Annotated in this window: 17 protein-coding genes and 1 pseudogene; 10 read left to right on the forward strand and 8 right to left on the reverse strand. The window is 33.3% G+C overall.

Annotation, left to right across the window (positions count from 1 at the left end; all coding sequences use genetic code 11):
• Window positions 1-269 precede the first annotated feature (269 nt).
• Complete coding sequence (locus tag OK414_RS28805; RefSeq protein WP_205664439.1) at window positions 270-860, reverse strand: recombinase family protein; 591 nt, start codon at window positions 858-860, stop codon at window positions 270-272.
• An 870-nt stretch (window positions 861-1,730) separates the two neighbouring features.
• Between OK414_RS28805 and OK414_RS28810 the strand changes: the two genes are divergently transcribed.
• Window positions 1,731-1,904, forward strand: coding sequence for a hypothetical protein (locus tag OK414_RS28810; protein WP_205664438.1), 174 nt, complete (start codon window positions 1,731-1,733; stop codon window positions 1,902-1,904).
• 115 nt (window positions 1,905-2,019) lie between these two features.
• Here OK414_RS28810 and OK414_RS28815 read toward each other — a convergent pair whose 3' ends face one another.
• Window positions 2,020-2,379, reverse strand: coding sequence for a hypothetical protein (locus OK414_RS28815; RefSeq protein WP_263046176.1), 360 nt, complete (start codon window positions 2,377-2,379; stop codon window positions 2,020-2,022).
• A gap of 268 nt (window positions 2,380-2,647) precedes the next feature.
• Window positions 2,648-3,121, reverse strand: coding sequence for a stress protein (locus tag OK414_RS28820; protein ID WP_205664437.1), 474 nt, complete (start codon window positions 3,119-3,121; stop codon window positions 2,648-2,650).
• A gap of 789 nt (window positions 3,122-3,910) precedes the next feature.
• Between OK414_RS28820 and OK414_RS28825 the strand changes: the two genes are divergently transcribed.
• The gene (locus OK414_RS28825; RefSeq protein ID WP_263046175.1) at window positions 3,911-4,066 is read left to right on the forward strand and encodes a hypothetical protein; all 156 of its coding nucleotides are present in this window, start codon (window positions 3,911-3,913) and stop codon (window positions 4,064-4,066) included.
• A 91-nt stretch (window positions 4,067-4,157) separates the two neighbouring features.
• Here the strand turns inward: OK414_RS28825 and OK414_RS28830 are convergent, their stop codons facing one another.
• Both OK414_RS28830 and OK414_RS28835 read right to left on the reverse strand, forming a co-directional pair.
• Entirely contained in the window at window positions 4,158-5,684 is a 1,527-nt protein-coding gene (locus OK414_RS28830; protein WP_263046174.1) for a Ppx/GppA family phosphatase, read from the reverse strand.
• A gap of 61 nt (window positions 5,685-5,745) precedes the next feature.
• Window positions 5,746-5,898, reverse strand: a complete 153-nt coding sequence (locus tag OK414_RS28835) for a hypothetical protein (RefSeq protein ID WP_263046173.1) — start codon at window positions 5,896-5,898, stop codon at window positions 5,746-5,748.
• Window positions 5,899-6,164: 266 nt separating this feature from the next.
• Here OK414_RS28835 and OK414_RS28840 point away from each other — a divergent pair, with 266 nt between their 5' ends.
• The 3 genes from OK414_RS28840 (at window position 6,165) to OK414_RS28850 (ending at window position 10,912) form a co-directional block, all read left to right on the forward strand.
• On the forward strand, window positions 6,165-8,387 hold the full coding sequence (locus tag OK414_RS28840) for an RNA degradosome polyphosphate kinase (protein ID WP_263046172.1): 2,223 nt from the start codon (window positions 6,165-6,167) through the stop codon (window positions 8,385-8,387).
• 721 nt (window positions 8,388-9,108) lie between these two features.
• Window positions 9,109-9,513, forward strand: coding sequence for a GNAT family N-acetyltransferase (locus tag OK414_RS28845; RefSeq protein WP_263046171.1), 405 nt, complete (start codon window positions 9,109-9,111; stop codon window positions 9,511-9,513).
• Window positions 9,514-9,691: 178 nt separating this feature from the next.
• A complete protein-coding gene (locus tag OK414_RS28850) occupies window positions 9,692-10,912 on the forward strand; it encodes an esterase-like activity of phytase family protein (RefSeq protein WP_263046170.1) in 1,221 nt (406 codons plus the stop codon).
• Window positions 10,913-11,306: 394 nt separating this feature from the next.
• Here the strand turns inward: OK414_RS28850 and OK414_RS28855 are convergent, their stop codons facing one another.
• Window positions 11,307-11,519 (reverse strand): alpha/beta-type small acid-soluble spore protein, encoded by a 213-nt coding sequence (locus OK414_RS28855; RefSeq protein WP_209151433.1) that lies wholly within the window; start codon window positions 11,517-11,519, stop codon window positions 11,307-11,309.
• 200 nt (window positions 11,520-11,719) lie between these two features.
• Complete coding sequence (locus tag OK414_RS28860) at window positions 11,720-11,872, reverse strand: FbpB family small basic protein (RefSeq protein ID WP_263046169.1); 153 nt, start codon at window positions 11,870-11,872, stop codon at window positions 11,720-11,722.
• A gap of 212 nt (window positions 11,873-12,084) precedes the next feature.
• Here OK414_RS28860 and OK414_RS28865 point away from each other — a divergent pair, with 212 nt between their 5' ends.
• From OK414_RS28865 to OK414_RS28875, 3 genes and pseudogenes are all read left to right on the forward strand, one after another.
• Complete coding sequence (locus OK414_RS28865) at window positions 12,085-12,747, forward strand: sigma-70 family RNA polymerase sigma factor (protein ID WP_263046168.1); 663 nt, start codon at window positions 12,085-12,087, stop codon at window positions 12,745-12,747.
• A 420-nt stretch (window positions 12,748-13,167) separates the two neighbouring features.
• Window positions 13,168-13,487 (forward strand): annotated as a pseudogene (locus OK414_RS28870) (YbjQ family protein).
• A 2-nt stretch (window positions 13,488-13,489) separates the two neighbouring features.
• Window positions 13,490-13,720 (forward strand): hypothetical protein, encoded by a 231-nt coding sequence (locus tag OK414_RS28875; RefSeq protein ID WP_263046167.1) that lies wholly within the window; start codon window positions 13,490-13,492, stop codon window positions 13,718-13,720.
• A 709-nt stretch (window positions 13,721-14,429) separates the two neighbouring features.
• Here OK414_RS28875 and OK414_RS28880 read toward each other — a convergent pair.
• A complete protein-coding gene (locus OK414_RS28880) occupies window positions 14,430-14,777 on the reverse strand; it encodes a winged helix-turn-helix transcriptional regulator (RefSeq protein ID WP_263046166.1) in 348 nt (115 codons plus the stop codon).
• Window positions 14,778-14,974: 197 nt separating this feature from the next.
• Here OK414_RS28880 and OK414_RS28885 point away from each other — a divergent pair, with 197 nt between their 5' ends.
• Entirely contained in the window at window positions 14,975-15,838 is an 864-nt protein-coding gene (locus tag OK414_RS28885; RefSeq protein WP_263046165.1) for an SDR family oxidoreductase, read from the forward strand.
• A gap of 727 nt (window positions 15,839-16,565) precedes the next feature.
• Window positions 16,566-18,257: a M20/M25/M40 family metallo-hydrolase gene (locus OK414_RS28890; RefSeq protein WP_263046164.1), complete on the forward strand. Its 1,692-nt coding sequence runs from the start codon at window positions 16,566-16,568 to the stop codon at window positions 18,255-18,257.
• The last annotated feature ends 42 nt before the right edge of the window (window positions 18,258-18,299 follow it).

Consider the following 18,299-nt stretch of genomic DNA (forward strand, 5'->3'; position numbering starts at 1 on the left):
TTTTCCAGTAAATAACATTCGTTACTGGTCTAGTTTCGTGATGCTTTTTTTAAGTAAATTGCCCTTTGATAACTTTACGTTCTTTCATTTTTCAGTTGACATACTACCGCAGGTCTTACATAAATACTTTTTATCATTTACCGTTTGTTTTAAGCTTAATACTCTATTTTATAGTGACCATCCACTATATTACAACTAAATAGTTAATCCTCTTTACTTTAATCGACTATAGATAGCTGTTTATGTAGTGAAAAATAAAATTCTTTCTACTATTCTCCCGTAGACACCGCATTTTTTAGTTTCTGATATTCTCTCCACCGACGATAAAAAGTAGCTTCACTTATATTTGTGATTTTACAGATTTCCTTTACAGGCTTATTAGTGGTTTCATGTAGTTCGATAGCATGCCTTACTCCATCATGCTTTAACGTAAATTTCTGTTTCTTTCCTTTATATATACCTTTTCTTTTTGCAATGGCAATTCCAGCTTGTTGCTTTTCTTTAATCATTGTCCAATCAAGCTCACTAAATGCTGACATAACTGTTAAGATGAATTTTCCTGAAGGTGTTCGTGTATCGATACCTAAATTTAAAATCACTAAATGAATACCTCGTGCCTCTAATTCTTCAATAAGTTCCAATAATTGTTTCGTATTTCTTCCTAGACGATCCATTCTTGTCACCATCAACGTGTCACCTTTTACTAATTGATCAAGCAATTGTGTTAATTCTTCTTTTTGATGGTGAATACCAGATACTTTTTCTTGTACAATTCGATCGACGTTTGCCTCTCTCAATTGTTCAATCTGCGAATCTAAAAGTTGATCAAAGGCTGAAACACGTGCATACCCAAAAATCATAAAAAACCTCCTCAAAATCAATAATTAAAAGACAAGTCTATATGATAGTTAAATTATACAGTAAAATCAACCCTCTCCTCAACTATCATTTAGGCATACCCTATTGATTGGTTAATAACTAATTATCTCTTTATATTGAGGCACATTCTTATTTATACAAAATTATTGACGGTCTCGAGTACAATGAAATAAATGACTTCAAGATTTACTTTTAAAGCGTTAGGTTGTCTTTATATTTAATTTCGTTGTCACTCTAATTTATTCCTGTGCAAAAAAGAACCCTTAAAGTAGAACAGGGACTGACCGGTTCTACTAAGGATTCTTTTTCCGGAGTATGCAACTTGTTATACATTTTTAGTATACTAACGTCCTCTTCATAGGTGTATGAAAAATCCATGTATAAGAAGTGCACCCTTTATAATATGTTTGTATGGCAAAAAATAGTCTTTAGGAGAAAAACATGTTACGATTTACTTGCGGTTATACTTTGGTACTTTATAATTGTCAATCCTGATAAAAACTACCTCGCTTGCTGGAGCGTTCTATATCGAGGTAGTTTTTATTGTGTTATCCATTTCAATTATCTCTATATTTTTTAGTCTTCAAAATTTTCGTAGTGGCCCAAACTATAACTCCACCTACTAGTACACCTCCACTAAGAGCTAAAAGATGATAGATATAGTCCCCCCCAATACATACAAACTTCACCTCTACATTTTCAGTGGACTTAATTATATCTATCCTACTACTTTTCCAGTGAAATACTTGTAGTAATTTGGATAAGAAATAATAGTTAGTCATTTTTTCCTAAGGGTATATATAAAATATATTGTATTGTTATAAACTGCTTATGAGAAAAGAGGACTGGTTATGCTAGATGAATATGAAGTGCTCTTATTTACAAGGGAACTTTCAAATTTAACTAAAGACTATCCTACTTGTACAGATTCGTTAACGAAAGAAAGCATATATCAGCAAATCGAACTGTTACGTGAGGTTATTCGCTTACACTATCATAGTGAATTCAAATCACCTTTACAGTGATTGTTTATTTAATAACAGGATCTGCCATATATCGCTCTTTACTTAATTAGCCTAAGACTCTCTAATTCATTAGAGAGTCTTTTAGGCTAATCATGAATTGTATCTATAAGATGTATTATTGTTCTTTAAGATGAAGAATATAATCTTCTAAAACTTGCAATGAAAGGGATTCTTTGTAATCGAACTTGTTATCTTCATCTGCTATTTCATAATGAGACCAAGGAATGGCTTGATATACTTCATTTATGAAATCTTTAGATCCTGCTAGTACAATCTTAGCTGTACCAGGCTGGGTAACAGCGAGATAAGCTAGGCCACTTTTTTGACTAAGAGTTTGGAAAACTGTGTAGCTTTCTTCAGTTGCTAAGTCAGCCAACTTAGCAGGATAGTAGACAACATCATTACAGGGCGTAGGTAAAGCAACGAATTCTTTTGCGAGCGTAGATTGAGTTACACCTTTTGTTATAATTTTCATCACCTCTTCTATATTAGATTTAGCTTATGATTCTTTATACTATCATCTATTTAGTATTTGTAAAAATAGTATAGATACCATTCAATGCAATTATTACTCGTATAGTAGTGACTTCTACAGCCCCAGGCACCCGTCACAAAAACAATCATGTTTGTGATATTACATGGTAAAAACTTATTTAACAAGAAGATCCTTTACCATCAAGGTGAAGGCTCTTCTTATTATTTGCTCTAATAGATTCTTTTACTATCTTCATCTTTATATTAAATTAAGGTCTATGAAAATTGACGGTTTTCTCGTCATCTCCTGTGCGTTCAAACCATCCTCTAAAGGCCCAGTTATCATAGCCTCCATCACCTTCATTAATAAATGTTCCTTCTTCAAATATCCAGACTCCATACGTAATACCATCGTAATCTACGGTATCAAAGTATTGTACACCTTGTAATTGATCTGAATTATAACCTTGACTCAAATTCATCACCATTACATTATATTGCTGACCCGATTCAAAGAATGCTTTTTCCATCGCTCCCTTGACGAACCCACTTCGGTTATCAGCTGATTTTTTTGCGTCATCAATAGCCTGCCCAATCGCTACGGGATCAACGGTGACTTCTCCTCCAACCTCTGCTGCTTGTGCCGAACCAGTATCATCTCCTAAAGACGGTAGAGTTAGGGGTGTCGCTAACACAGCTAGCCTTAATGCAGAAGCCACAGCAGCTTGTTTCGCTTTTTTCATTCTATCTCCTCCTCATTTTTAGATGATCCTTAGAAAATTTACCCTATTCATCCAATGTTAAACAAAAAAATAAGGAAATGATAAGTAACGTACTGTACATGGTTCATATCAAAATAAATATTCATATAAATTTTGTTTACATAAAGTTATTTATGTATAGATCCACTTTCTACTATATCATTAAGTAATATCAAACGTACTCTATTAAAAATAGTTTTATTATTTATATACTTTGTAGAAAAACTTCTTATTTGTCGTCATCTAGAGTAAATGGTGAAACTTTAATTTTTATAATTGAGTTTATTCATTTGCTTTTTTATATAAAGTAAGTTAACTTTGTATTTTTTTATGGAATTCATCTTGTTAAAAATATATTAACATTGAATACTTATAGATTTTCTGTCGAATTATAGTTGATATGAAAATTTCTTAAAAGGAGAGTAGAAGATAGATTGGTATATGATAAGAAGCAAAATACGAGATTTTTCTACAGAGAATGTAATAGGTGTAACTTATTTTGAATAAAGGTATTAATCATTATATTTGCGCCTAGTATTGTCCTTATGTTAACTATAAATCAATATTGTGTAAATTTATAATTTATCCTTGGCGAAAACGCTTCCTGAATTATACAATAATCACAGGGGTGAATTTCTATTTTGTCGCCAAACCATTTGGAATCCTTTGCTCTTTGTAATGTTTTTAAGTCATCATGAGTAGTTAACCTATATTTAAGCGTTTTTTACTAGGATGATAAGATGAAAAAACATAGGAGGTTTAAGGATAGTTATGACAATTCGTAAAGATGACACAGAGGTTTTGTATATGAACAAACGCTTTAAAGTTATTCATGTTTATAATTCTGGTTATTGTGAAATTCGTAAAATTAGTAACTCTTATCAAGTAGAACTAGCTTTGTTAACTGATTTGGTTACCGTAAAATAAACATTTTTTATTATTTATAACCATACTTTCCGTAGAATTATGTAACCTCCACTGGTTTAGGTGGAGGTTTATTTAGAATACTATAGCAAAATTATCGATTGAAATTAGGAGTTAAGGAAATTTTTAATGCTTTTTCTAGGTGTTTTTTTTGCTTTTCCATTCGATGCTCTTCAGGCTTATAATCACCATGACATCGTATCTCCATGACCCAACCATCATTTTTAGAGGAAATTTTTATATCATCAACCACATTACGTTTAGTGATGTTTAAGCTCTGAGCTACTTTTAAGATAGAACCTAGTAAACACATCTTTTTTTGTTCTTCTTTTGTGTACCAATCTTTAAAAGGCTCTATATATTGGCGAAAGGTTCTCTTTCCTTTATACGAAGCTACAAGAGCGAGTTTCACACGCTCTCGATGAGATAAACCTAAAATTGATCGATTAGAAAGTAAATAGAAAGTATGATGGCTACTGGATTCTTCGTTCAAGTATTTTCCTAGGTGGAAAATACTTGCTGCTTGCTCTAACAACATTCTATCTTGTTTCGTTATGTACCCTTCCATCTTGTTTATTTTATTAACTTGTTCCACGATGACATTCGCTATTTTGAACATTTGTCTACTATTATCGATATTGATATGGAAATCATAAATAATTTCTTCAATACCTATGTCTACTAAGGATGTGGAGCTATCATCTTGTTTGTCGATTTTGTTGTATAGAATTCCTTCTCTTAACCCTTTTTTGCTTATGATAAATTGGGTCGCTTTAGATGAATTCAGTAATATATCAAATACTTCTATAGAGGGTAATATCGTGTCAGCACGCTCCTTAGACAGACCTTCTAACTTTTGCAATTCAGTCAATGTTAACGATTGAAGTTTTTCTTTTATTTCTTGAATAGTTAATACATTCATTTCATATTGATGGATACCGGATAGAGGATAATTAATTAAGTGTTGATGAAGTTGTGCAAGATTTCGTGCACTTCCTCCCATTCCAATAAGAGGGGCCGTTTTATTAAAAATCCATGGAAATCCTTCAAGTTGCGCTCGTACATATTGACGAAGTTGTTTTTTCTCCTCATCATTAGGAACCGAACCCTTCACAAAATCAAGTGTTAAAGACAAAGATCCAAATGGAAGGCTGCAATATTCAATTAGTTCACGATTGTGGAAATAGGTTATTTCTGTACTTCCTCCCCCCATGTCAACCGTGATTCCTTCTTTTATATCAGTAGAATGAGTAACAGCTGTATAACCATAAAAAGCTTCTTCATATTCGTTTAAAAGTGTGAGACTAAAGCCTGTCTTCTCTTGAACGATATGCAAGATCTCTTCCTTATTTTTTGCCTGACGAATGGTTGCAGTAGCTACGCAAGTTATATCTGTCACTTTATAATGATGAAGCAGTGACTGGAAACTATGAAGAGTGTCTATTAATAAAGAAATTCCTTCATCACTTACTATTTTTTCATCATTTAAATACGTTCGTAAACGCACACCCATTTTTATATTTTCTACCTCTTTGAAAGGTACCCCCTTCTGTGGCTGTACATATATAACTAGTCTTGTCGTATTAGAACCAATGTCGATAATTCCAACTTTTCTTTTCAATTTATCTATCACTCTTTTCATTAGAAGTTTATGTGTATCTTGCATGTGAAATGTGAATATTCTATTTGGTATAGTCTTTTAACTGAGAGTGATGAACCAGTTCCACTTTATAGTAACGTTCTTTTTGGGCATCTCTTACTTCCCAATAACCTGAAGAATATTTAAATAAAACAATGTATTCCGTTTCGTTATATAATACCCTCTCTCGTTTCATATAACCACTTCACCCCGCATTTTTTATTGTTATTAAGGATAATCAAAGACACCGTCTAATTGTTAAAATACACATATTATTAACATAAAATTTACAATAATACATGAACTGAACAATTGTTAACAGAAGTAACACTTATCCATTAATTGTAATTATAATTTACAAATTTACATTATCTTTACAAAAAAATCACTTTATATTCATATAATGGTGTTATTTTCTAAATATACACATAATGATACTTGGATAAGGGAGAGGTTTATATCATGGAAACATCAAGTACAGACAACAAATTAATGGATTTAGAGAGTCCTTCTTTTTATAATAACCGCGAACTAAGTTGGCTGGATTTTAATAAACGTGTATTAGAAGAAGCAATGGATGAGCGAAACGCTTTATTAGAACGATATAAATTTTTATCTATTTTCAGCTCGAATTTAGATGAGTTTTTTATGGTCCGTGTAGCTGGTTTACTGGATCAAGTAAAAGCTGGATTTAATCTACCTGAAAACAAGGCTGGGTTAACACCCAAAGAGCAACTAAATGCTATCTCTGAGATAACGCATACTCTTGTAGACAAGCAAGATGACGTATACATATATGAATTAGCCCCTATATTAGCGAAGGAACATGTGAAATTTGTATCAATTACAAAAATAACCTCTACAGCATTATCTTTTTTAGAAGCCTACTTTGATAAGCAGATTTTTCCTACTTTAACTCCTATGGCTATTGATGCCTACCGGCCTTTTCCTATGCTCTTAAATAAATCTTTGAATCTTGCCATTCGGATTGAAGAGAAGATGCAAGAGAGCACAGGCGATACAGCGTCTAAGATTGAAAAGTTAGCAATTGTACAAGTTCCTGCAGGACTAAATCGTTATATCGAGTTGCCTGGAGATGAGGGAACGAGAACCTTTGTTTTAATAGAACAAGTTATCACCCAATTTATTCACAAATTATTTAAAGGCTATCAGGTTAAATCTGTAACGCCTTTCCGTATTACGCGTAATGCAGACTTAACCATCCACGAAGATGAAGCAGAAGATCTTCTAAAAGAAATAGAAGAGGAACTAAAGAAACGTAAATGGGGAGCTGCTGTAAGATTAGAAGTACAAAAGCACTGCCACGATCAGCAAATGGTTAATTACTTAAAAGACGAACTAGAAATCCATGATAAAGATATTTATTACATTCAGGCACCTCTTGATTTGACGTTTCTTTTTTCATTCTATAAGTCTATTCAATCGACTCATGAACATTTAGTTGCCCCTTCATTTATCCCTCAACCCCCTCAAGACTTAGAAGGTGAGAAAGATATTTTTGAAAAAGTACTTAACGAAGATGTTTTACTTCATCATCCGTACGAGTCCTTTGAACCTGTCGTTAATTTTATTTCACAGGCTGCAGATGATCCAGACGTATTAGCTATCAAACAAACTCTTTACCGGGTAAGTGGAGATTCTCCTATTATTAAAAGTCTGGAACGAGCTGCAGAAAAGGGAAAACAGGTAACGGTTCTTGTAGAACTTAAGGCAAGGTTTGATGAAGAAAATAACGTACAATGGGCCAAGGAATTAGAAAAAGCAGGGTGCCATGTACTATATGGAATGACCGGTTTAAAAACGCATAGTAAAATCACCTTGGTTCTGCGCCAAAAAAAAGGGGTAATTCAACGATTTGTCCATCTAGGAACAGGTAATTACAATGATGCTACGGCAAGGGTTTACACAGATTTAGGTTTAATTACATCAGACGAACAGATAGGAATTGATGCAACCAACTTTTTTAATTACTTAAGTGGCTATACGGAGAAACCAGAGTATCATCATTTATCGGTTTCTCCATTTGACATAAGAGATACATTTTTAGACTTAATCAATGAAGAAATTGCTTATCATCATCAATATGGAAATGGTTATATTATTGCTAAAATGAATTCCCTAACAGATAAAAAAATTATCATAAAACTTTATGAGGCATCAAATGCAGGGGTGAAAGTTGATCTTATCATACGTGGAGTTTGTTGCTTACGTCCAGGAATCAAAGGGGTTAGTGAAAATATCAAAGTCCGAAGTATTGTAGGGACATTCTTAGAGCATACGCGAATCTACTGTTTTCACCATAACGGAGAACAAAAAGTATTTTTATCATCTGCGGATCTCATGACACGGAATATGGAAAATCGAGTAGAAATTCTCTTCCCTATTTTAAAAGATCATTTAAAGAAACGAATTTATACGTGGCTAGATCTCATGCTAAAAGATAATTCAAAGGCTCGTGAACAAGATTCACAGGGACAGTATCATTACGTGGAGCGAGGGGGTGAAACAGAGGTAGTTAACAGTCAAGAATTACTTTGTAAAATGGCTTATACAGCAAAGAACTCTAAGGAAATGAATAATCGATCAGTAAATGAATTTAAGCACAAGTTAGTTAAAATAGGTAGTGCCTCGTTAGGTAGCTTACGTAAATTAATGATTTTATAACTTTATAGCCCCTTTAGTCAAAAAAGGATTGCGATTCTCTAATCGTAATCCTTTTATTTTTTCTCCTTTTACACCCTACTAAAAATTCACATATATGTACAAATTATAAATTTGTATGACAAAAAGGCGAAAATATCTAGAAATATAATGTGAAATTGTATACAATATTGTAAAGAATGTGTAAATAACATGTAAATTTATTGTAAATTTGTACTTTCTAAGGGGATTGGTTATGAATTAATATAGAAAAGGTGTTATAAAATGGATGACTTTTTTAATGGAATTGAACTTTCGTTTCTTTTATTAATGGTACTTATTGTGTATATATTAGTTTGGCATCTCCCCCTTTATGGATCGCAAATCATGATGGTGTATTTTATAGCGATGTTTATATATACAGTCAGTAAGTTTCTTTTAAACCCCCAATTCAGGCAATTTCCTCTCATTAAAAGCTTGATTACCATTTTATTCGTTTTAATCTTTTCAGAATATCTTATAATCTATGATTATCATTCAATCCACATTTCTTTTCTCCGATCTCTCATTGAATACATAAGTAATTTAGATATGTATTTAATTTTCACCACTAAATAAGTTAGAGTAATTAATTCTTTCATATCATTAAGGATGCATAGTTGATTTAATTTATTGTTTATATGCATCTGCATAAGTATAGAGAATCCTAATTTTATAAAAAGCTAATAAAGGTAGAGGTGAGCATATGATTACTAAAGCTAATGAAAATGATTTAGAAGAGATTATAAGTAATGCTGTAGATGCGGTTCAAGAAGCGACTGCTTACACTTATAAACCTTTTCAGAGACAAGTAGAATACATCATTCGAACAACTTTAGATCGTGGGGGATATTACCTTATATTGAAAGAAAAGAGCTGTTTAAAAGGTTGGATATTAATAGATATCAGTAGGGATTACTTCAAAAAGCAAAATATTGGTTTTATTTATGAGGTATATGTTCTACCTAAGTATCGAGGAAAAGGTTATTCTAAAGAATTAATAAAAGCAGCCATAGATGAACTATCTATGCGAGGCTGTAATGAAGTCGAGAGAAATATTCGCAGCACAAACTTTTATAAAGAATTAGGGTTTGTACATCATCAGAGGTAAACAATTCTTTAATTATTTCTATAGTCAAATGAGGCTGTATTCTAAGGATGTATCACGAGATACATCCTTACTCAAACTAACTTTACAATGGATTAATGTTCCTTTAAACAAAAATTCACGTCTGATTGCTAACGTATTATATGTGTCTCATCTCATTTTAAAAATTCGGGAGGTTATTATGAATAAGCAAAAATCAGGCAATTGCTTTAAAGTCTTGAGTATTATGGCATTAGGTTCCTTTTTAGCTATATCTACTCCTGCGGATGCAGCTAAAAATAATAAAGAAAAAGCTGGTCAACCGTTCCAAAATAAAAAGTGGGAATACAATATAAAAGAAACACATAATATTGGAATCCTAAAAATGATTGGGGAGCAAAGGATCCCTTTTAAGAAAGAATTTCAAGGTACTGTTGTAGGAGGGCTATCAGGACTTTCCTATAACGCTAAGCAAGGTACATGGATGATGATAAGTGATGACAAATCGGATAACAGTCCTGCTCGTTTTTATACAGCTCAATTGAACTATGATAATAAGAATTTTAATTCGGTTACACTGACAGGAATGGACTTTTTAAAACAAGCCAATGGTACAAACTATCCTAATCAAACGCAATATGCCATAAAGGGAGGAGAAGTACCAGATTTTGAATCTATACGTCTAGATCCAAAAGACGGAAGTGTTTGGTATACAAGTGAGGGGAGCCGTTCTCTTGGGCTAAATCCTTTCATAAAGCATGCGAATGGGGAAGGGAAATATTTGGCTACTTTACCTTTAGCGAAACAATTTAACATGATACCAGAACACGAGATTGGACCACGTGATAATTTAACCTTTGAAGGAATGACCTTTGCAAACGACGGTAATTCCTTATGGGTTTCCATGGAAGCCCCTTTATATCAGGATGGGCCTGTACCTACAACAACTAATGGAGCGCTCTCACGAATTACACAATATGACCGTAAGGGAAAGCTATTAGCACAATATGCATATCCTATTGATGCCATCCCAGCGAAGCCTGGTCCTGGTAAGTATGCAGATAATGGAGTATCAGAAATTTTATCTGTAAACAAACACAAACTTCTAACTATTGAACGTTCTGGTGTACAAAGTGCGGATGGAACATTTAAAAATTATATTCGTATTTATGAATTAGATACGCGCGGGGCTAGTGACATTAGTAACATTCATTCATTACAAGGACAAAAATTTAAACCTGTGAAAAAGCGTCTTGTTCTGGATTTGACAACATTAGGTTTATCGGTACTGGACAATATTGAAGGGATATCTTGGGGACCAAAGCTCCCAAATGGACATGACAGTTTAGTTCTAGTTTCAGATGACAATTTCAATGGTAATCAAGTAACCCAATTCCTAGCATTTGAAGTATTGCCAAAATAGAGATTCTAGTGCAGAAAATACTCTCTAGAAACATAGGGTGTTAGTTTCATATGATAGATCTCACTAACTTCAAAGGGAGAGTTTCTCCCCCTGAGAACGAGGATGCTTCCTCTACGAAATCATACAATCTTTCTAACGAGAACTTAAAGGGTTTCTCATCAGTCTGAAAAGCAGGTTAATATTGGTTAACCTGTTTTTTTATTATTATTGATTATGACAATATATATGAGAATTACCTGATTGTTCTTCATGTTCTACTTTCTTTACTTTCACACAGGAAAAAGGAACATATTTTCTTTTATAAGTGAGAGTGAAGAGAAATGCGTAACAATAAGAAAAGAAGAAATGGAAACCCATTTCTTCTTTGTATACACATTTAGTTAGAAGAATCACATTATCGGTTACTATTGCCACCAAGCTGTTGTTCCGCCATTTGTACAAGGCGTTTTGTAATCTCTCCACCTACTGATCCATTTGCACGGGCAGTTGTATCAGGACCAAGATTGACACCAAACTCACTAGCGATTTCATATTTCATTTGGTCAATTGCTTGTTGAGCACCATATACTAACAGTTCATTTGTGTTGCTATTTTTATTGTTGGCCATTTTATGCAGCTCCTTTACATTTTATAAAGTTAAAATGTGTCAAAGAAGGGCTGTTTATTCATAAGATTAGAAATTACTTTTAAAAAGTAGTCTAGTTCATAAATTTTTATAGAAAGCACAAAAAACTACTATTTGCTCGTGAACTTCTTCTCAATCGTTTGACAAAAATTAATAATTGAAGCTTCAATTACAGGTGGCTTTTATTCTTTATGTTTTGTGTCTCTTTGTTTTATGGCATGCTCATGACGATAGTCAATACGTTCATCAATTTGATCCATTAACCTTTTGTCTTGTTGAATCTTGTTTTTATTTTCATTAATGAGATTTTGAAATGAGGGTTTTAGCTTTCGCATAAAGGCACTTCTCTCTTTTATATATTTGTTTGTAAGTCAGATGTAATTATAATGAATATATAAAATAAAGCAACATATGAGGTTTTGTGTAATGTCTCTCTTCTTTCTATCTACATATTCTTTTTACTCATTGCTTTTTCGACATTTTTTATACCTTCTCTTTTTTATAATATAAAGTGTACAGAAAGCATAAGAGAAGAGGAGGAACGCAAATGAACATATTAGCTGACGTAAAACCAAGAGAAGAAGAGACAATTTTAGGTGATGAAGAGATTGTTCAAGCGTTTCAACTGGGCGACGAGGTTGCTTTCAACTTACTAGTAAAGAAATATGAGTATTTAGTCTGTTCGAAGGTAAAAGTATACTTCCTATTAGGAGGAGATCGAGAGGATCTCTTACAGGAGGCAAAGTTAGGATTATATAAAGCTGCACGAGATTTTAGAATAGAAGGGAAGAGTTCATTTAGAGGCTTTGCGGATCTATGCATTACACGTCAGCTTATTACAGCTATAAAGGCAGGGAATCGTCAAAAACATTCGCCTTTAAATAATGCTCTTTCTTTAAACACATCTAGAAATTCAAAACGAGCAGAAGACGACATAACCCTTATGGAGATACTTCCTCATCCTTACGCAGTAAGTCCGGAAAAGGCGGCTGTAGAAAGCGAGAATAAAAAAGAGAGAGAATACATCCTGCAAGAAATGTTATCAGCCATCGAACAAGAAGTGTTTACCCTATATATGGAGGGTCTAACCTATATGCAAATCTCTAAAAACCTAGATATTCCTCAAAAAACAGTGGATAATGCACTTTGCCGAATTAAGAAAAAGATGAGGTATCAAATGAAATACCTTTATTTACAGGAATCATCCTGACAAACACGGAATAAAAGCATGAAGTTGCTACAAGTAATGATATCTAAAGGTGGAAAATACCTAGTACGTAGATATTTTTTTCTTTACGTGTTCTTTTTATTTATCATAAAGATACTATTGAGTAAGCTAACAGAAGGTTATGGGAATGAAAGAACAACAATGGAGTACAACGTTTAATTCCACCTTCCTAACAATGAAAGGTTAGAAGGGCAACCAATTGTTAAATAGGTTTTAGGAACAGTGGGTTTTCCTTCTTTAAATAGAGAATATATTAAGTGAAAAACCTGTAGAAAGAACAGCTTTTGTAGCAGTAAGTTCAGTAGAGCTAAAAGTTTATTATATTTAATTACTTATAATTATATCTAAAATGTTGATCTATCAAAAGGGAACAGGGAGCATGAATGATAGGAGGAATGGTTGATGATTATTGTTACAACTGAAAATGTCCCAAACTATAAAACAGTAGAAGTAAAGGGTCCTGTATTTGGATTAACTGTACGAGCAAGAGGAATTGGTAATGATATTCTTGCTGGATTAAAGGGACTCATTGGGGCGAAATTAGTCAATATACAGAAATGCTTGAGGACGCAAGGAAGCATGCGTTAGACCGTATGGTGAAAAATGCCCAAGTGATGGGTGCCAATGCAATAATTATGATGCGATTTGATTCTGGTGAAATTGGCAACAACATGAGTGAAATCGTGGCATACGGAACCGCAGTTATTGTAGAAGAGATGTAAAAATGATGAATTTAATCATTATTTATTATATAGTGATGAGTGTTGGTATTTTGATTTTAGCTATATTATCATGGCTTATTTGGGATAAACGCTTTCGAAACCGACATGGCCAGGATATACCGAATGGATTTATCCACACAGATGAAGTTACGGTTGATCCAACGACAAATAAAAAATTGCGCGTATACTACAATCGTCATACGGGAGAACGGTTTTATAAGGAAGAAAAATGAACTCTATTTCTACTTCACATAATGGATTTTCTAGAATGATCCAAAGGTTTTTGAGATAGCCTATGAGAGTGGGAAAACTAATGTTGTATGATTTTATCAGTTTCAGTATATTCACCTTCTTTGTTTTAAGTAACTTGCCTATTTAGAATAAAGATTTTATATGATGAGCAAACTACTCAAGATGCCTGAACGGCGTCTTCCACTGCAACCTTATGAAAAAGAAAGCTGTCCTCCCTGACAGCTTTCTTTTTTTTTGATTATTTAAGAATAAAATTCATTAGTTTAAGCAAACTACCCAAGACGCCGTGAGGCATCTACGAAAATCCTTTAGCAATAGAGCAGAAAAAACCTACCTCTTTGGATTGGGAAGAGATAGGTTTTTTTCTGTTTTCAGCCTGTATATAGTATACATAAGTAGTTAACATAATGTCTCTTTCCGGAACACACACCAAAAAAGAACCCTTGTCGCAGAACGGTTCCGCCGAGGGTTCTTTTTCCGAAGTATGCAGCTTTTTATACATCCTTGATAGACCAACGTTTTTTCAGTAAGCGATTAGTGAAAGAATGAATAAAAAGTGCACCTTTTATTCATATGCTATTCCTTATAAAAATAGTATTTTTTAGAATTTACGCTATGCTATATAGTGGAACAAATTTCATATTAAGTTTCCTTTGTAAGCTAACTCACCTGACGACCTGAGGTAACTTTTTAAATTTGGTTCTTTAAATATTTTTTGCTCCATTCTCCCATACTATGCAGGATAGGAATGAAACTTTGTCCTAACGATGTTAGCGAGTATTCTACTTTTGGAGGAACTTCTTTATATACTTCTCTGTGAACCATTTGATCTTCTTCCAGTTCTCTTAACTGACGTGTCAAAATCCCTTTTGAAATATCAGGTAGAAGTTTTTGAAGTTCATTAAACCTCCTAGTTTCTATGCTTAAATGCCATAGAAGAATGATCTTCCATTTTCCAGCAATAATTTCTTGTGTTTGTGTAACAGGACAAACTTCTTTATGCTGCTCTGGAGGTTCACCGATCCAATTTCTTGCCATAATAAATGCCTCTCTTTCTTAATGGTTCTATTTTTGTGACTATGTCATAAAAAAATGACTACTTTTAAAAAAACAGTTAAGACTATAGTATTATATTATCCCGTATAAATAAAATCTCTTTCAATAGACCTTATTTTATACATTAGTTGTAACCGAATTGGTTATAACGGAAAAATATAAAAATGGAGGAATTATTCATGAAAATGTTAGTAACAGGTGCAACAGGGAAATTAGGAACAAAAGTGGTAGACACTTTATTGAAAACTGTACCAGCGAACCAACTAGCTGTCAGCGTCCGAAATCCTGAGAAAGCTGAAGGACTTCAAGTTCAGGGAGTAGACGTTCGTCAAGGTGATTTTGATCGTCCAGAAACATTGGATGCTGCTTTTAAAGGCATCGATCGCTTATTACTCATTTCTGCGGATGGAGATAATGAAACAAGAATTCGTCAACACACCAATGCAGTAGCTGCCGCAGAGCGTGCTGGAGTTAAATTTATTGCTTATACTAGCATAGTAAACGCACAGGAAAGTAAAAACTTCCTTGCTCCAACGCATCAGGCAACTGAAGAAGCTATCTTGAAAACAGGTATTTCCTACTCCTTCTTACGTAACAACTGGTACTTGGAGAATGAAATTTCAAGCATTCAAGGTGTACTAGCAGGAGCCCCATGGGTAACTTCTGCAGGAAATGGCAAAGTAGGTTGGGCACTTCAACAAGATTATGCAGAGGCTGCTGCTACAGTACTGTCTGGAAATGGTCATGAAAATACAATCTATGAACTTTCAGGTAAGCTATTGAGTCAAGACGAACTTGCTTCTGCTCTTAGCAGTGTATTAAGGAAAGAAGTGTCTGTACAGCTGGTTGATGACGCTACTTATGCCGATATTATGAAAGGTGCTGGCGTACCTGATTTCCTTATTCCTATGCTTGTTGACATCCAGAAAGGGATTCGAGAAGGCACACTAGAAATCGAAAGCAACGATTTTGAAAAACTTCTTGGACGTCCAGCTACACCAATTAATGAGGGGTTAACTCAAATCTTTAAAGCTATTTCTTAAACAGCATAATCGAACTTAATTAAAAACCGACCTCTCAAAATGAAACAGAGGTCGGTTTTTAAATTCAAGAATTATTAAAAATATCAGAAGTCTATAGAAGAGAATCAACTATAAAACAATGCCCCACAAATTCGTTGTCCAATGAACATGTTAAGGACATGCAAATTATATGCTACTAAAAGCCCTCCAAATAAGGCTACTCAGCATTTAATTTCCTTTAAATTACATCACATTAACTAAAATTAATATAGGATTTTACATACTTTGAATGTATTATAAGCAATGTAATTAAATTATGCTAGTATCGACATTTATAAAAGCTCCTTTACTCATAAAAGTAAGGGAGTTTTTATGTGCCTAAATTTACTATATAGAGTCAATATTACGCAAAAAAATTTGCGCTAACCTGCCAAAAAAATAAAAAATAATAAATTTTTTGGCAGGTTTTACACTTAAATATTTCTAGTGAATAGAAATATTCATCATATATTTTTCTTGTTTTATTAATATTTATACCTTCTCTTTAACATAAAAATTTAGATTATCTTAAATTGGCATAATATTTGCATTAGAAGTAACAAACAGTGTTGTATACTTACATGTATACAACAAAAGTATTTTATTGTTTCAAAATATTTCCCAATTTTACTGAACAAGATAACATATTCAATTTAGATTACGTTATTTTGACTTAACTAACTATCTAATTACGAGTGGAGGAACAACAATGTATAACCAAATTAAAGACATGTCAATGGACGAGAGAATAGAAAATATCACAAAAGCTCTCATTCAGATTAAAAGCATTAATGGAACATCAGGAGAAGTGGAAGTAGCTACTTTTATTAAAGATACACTTTTAAGCTTTCCTTATTTTCAAAAGCATCCTTTCTATGTATGGGAACAAATAATTCCCAATGACCCACTTAATCGAAAAAATATCTTTTGTTTTATAAAAGGAAAAAGTGATATAAAAGAAACTATTCTCTATCATGCACACTTAGATACTGTAGGTATTGAAGACTTTGGACCTTTAAAAGACAATGCATTAGATTCAGATAAATTAGTAGACTATTTCTCCGCGTATACATTTAATAAAGAGGTGCAAGAAGACGCTCAGTCAGGTGAATGGATGTTTGGACGAGGATCCGTAGATATGCAAAGTGGTATCGCAGTACATATAGCAAACGTTTTACATTTTTCTGAACATCTGGATGAGTTACCTGGCAATATATTATTTATGGCTAATCCTGACGAAGAAAGCCAGCATGCCGGCATCCTATCTGCTATATCAGAATTAAAGCTTCTAAAAGAGGAGCAACATTTAAATTATGTAGCAGCAATTAACACAGATTTTATTACACCTTTATATGATGGAGACTCCACTCGCTATATTTATACAGGGGCCGCAGGGAAGCTTCTGCCTTGTTTTTATATTTATGGCCGCGAGGTACATGTAGGAGATACATTAGCAGGTATAGACCCAAATTTAATCGCCTCCGAATTGACGAGAAGAATTCATAATAATATTAGCTTAGCTGAAAATATTGACGGAGAATTAATTTTACCTCCATCTTGTTTGTATCAACGTGATAATAAAGAAGCTTACAATGTTCAGACAGCTGTGAGCAGTTATTTATATTTTAATTATTTTATTTATGAAAAAACAGCTAAAGAGGTAATGAATCAGCTAATTGATATTTCAGTAAGTGCTTGTAAGGATGTAGAAAAGAAACTTTCTAATTATTATGAAGAGTTTTTAAATCGCACAAGCTTACCTAGAAAGGAGTTGTCATGGAATATTGAAGTTATTAGTCTGGAAAATTACATGGAGGAGCTAGCACACAAAGGGATTGACCCTTCTAAATGTATAGCAGAAACCTTTCAACAATATAAACATCTTGAGTTACGAATGAGATGTTTTAAGGCTATAGAAGAATTACAAAAATTAGACCCTCAACAACGAGCAAGGGTAATTGTTTTTTATGCGCCACCTTACTTGCCTCATAATTATTTAAAAGAAGATAGTCTACGTGATCAAGAGTTATTAGGCGTAGTGAAACAGGCAGTAGAAGCAGTAGCAATGACAACGGGAGAGACCTTTTCGTTCAAGAAATTTTTCCCATACTTAGCCGATGGAAGCTTTTTATCACTACACGAGACTGATCAAGAAATAGAAGCTTTTACTCGTAATTTCCCTGGTTGGGATACTATTGGAACAATTCCTTTTCAGGAAATACGTGAGCTAAATATTCCTTCTATTAATATGGGTGTCTACGGAAAAGATGGACATAAATGGACAGAGCGAGTATATAAGCCTTATTCATTCAACGTTTTACCTATGCTTATTCAGCAAACCACTATTCATTTATTGAAAAGCTATTATTCAGCTTCAACAGATACACACTCTATGTGTTAAGAACTAAAAGTGAAATTAAGAATATATAAGGTTATTTTAATG

The sequence above is a fragment of the Priestia sp. JV24 genome, from assembly GCF_025910025.1.
Taxonomy (GTDB): domain Bacteria; phylum Bacillota; class Bacilli; order Bacillales; family Bacillaceae_H; genus Priestia; species Priestia megaterium.

What these genes read in the sequence shown, in the direction of transcription:
- OK414_RS28805 (WP_205664439.1), bottom strand. Translation starts at nt 860, where the DNA reads ATGATTTTTGGGTATGCACGTGTTTCAGCCTTTGATCAACTTTTAGAT.
- OK414_RS28810 (WP_205664438.1), top strand. Translation starts at nt 1,731, where the DNA reads ATGCTAGATGAATATGAAGTGCTCTTATTTACAAGGGAACTTTCAAAT.
- OK414_RS28815 (WP_263046176.1), bottom strand. Translation starts at nt 2,379, where the DNA reads ATGAAAATTATAACAAAAGGTGTAACTCAATCTACGCTCGCAAAAGAA.
- OK414_RS28820 (WP_205664437.1), bottom strand. Translation starts at nt 3,121, where the DNA reads ATGAAAAAAGCGAAACAAGCTGCTGTGGCTTCTGCATTAAGGCTAGCT.
- OK414_RS28825 (WP_263046175.1), top strand. Translation starts at nt 3,911, where the DNA reads ATGACAATTCGTAAAGATGACACAGAGGTTTTGTATATGAACAAACGC.
- OK414_RS28835 (WP_263046173.1), bottom strand. Translation starts at nt 5,898, where the DNA reads ATGAAACGAGAGAGGGTATTATATAACGAAACGGAATACATTGTTTTA.
- OK414_RS28840 (WP_263046172.1), top strand. Translation starts at nt 6,165, where the DNA reads ATGGAAACATCAAGTACAGACAACAAATTAATGGATTTAGAGAGTCCT.
- OK414_RS28845 (WP_263046171.1), top strand. Translation starts at nt 9,109, where the DNA reads ATGATTACTAAAGCTAATGAAAATGATTTAGAAGAGATTATAAGTAAT.
- OK414_RS28850 (WP_263046170.1), top strand. Translation starts at nt 9,692, where the DNA reads ATGAATAAGCAAAAATCAGGCAATTGCTTTAAAGTCTTGAGTATTATG.
- OK414_RS28855 (WP_209151433.1), bottom strand. Translation starts at nt 11,519, where the DNA reads ATGGCCAACAATAAAAATAGCAACACAAATGAACTGTTAGTATATGGT.
- OK414_RS28860 (WP_263046169.1), bottom strand. Translation starts at nt 11,872, where the DNA reads ATGCGAAAGCTAAAACCCTCATTTCAAAATCTCATTAATGAAAATAAA.
- OK414_RS28865 (WP_263046168.1), top strand. Translation starts at nt 12,085, where the DNA reads ATGAACATATTAGCTGACGTAAAACCAAGAGAAGAAGAGACAATTTTA.
- OK414_RS28875 (WP_263046167.1), top strand. Translation starts at nt 13,490, where the DNA reads ATGATGAATTTAATCATTATTTATTATATAGTGATGAGTGTTGGTATT.
- OK414_RS28880 (WP_263046166.1), bottom strand. Translation starts at nt 14,777, where the DNA reads ATGGCAAGAAATTGGATCGGTGAACCTCCAGAGCAGCATAAAGAAGTT.
- OK414_RS28885 (WP_263046165.1), top strand. Translation starts at nt 14,975, where the DNA reads ATGAAAATGTTAGTAACAGGTGCAACAGGGAAATTAGGAACAAAAGTG.
- OK414_RS28890 (WP_263046164.1), top strand. Translation starts at nt 16,566, where the DNA reads ATGTATAACCAAATTAAAGACATGTCAATGGACGAGAGAATAGAAAAT.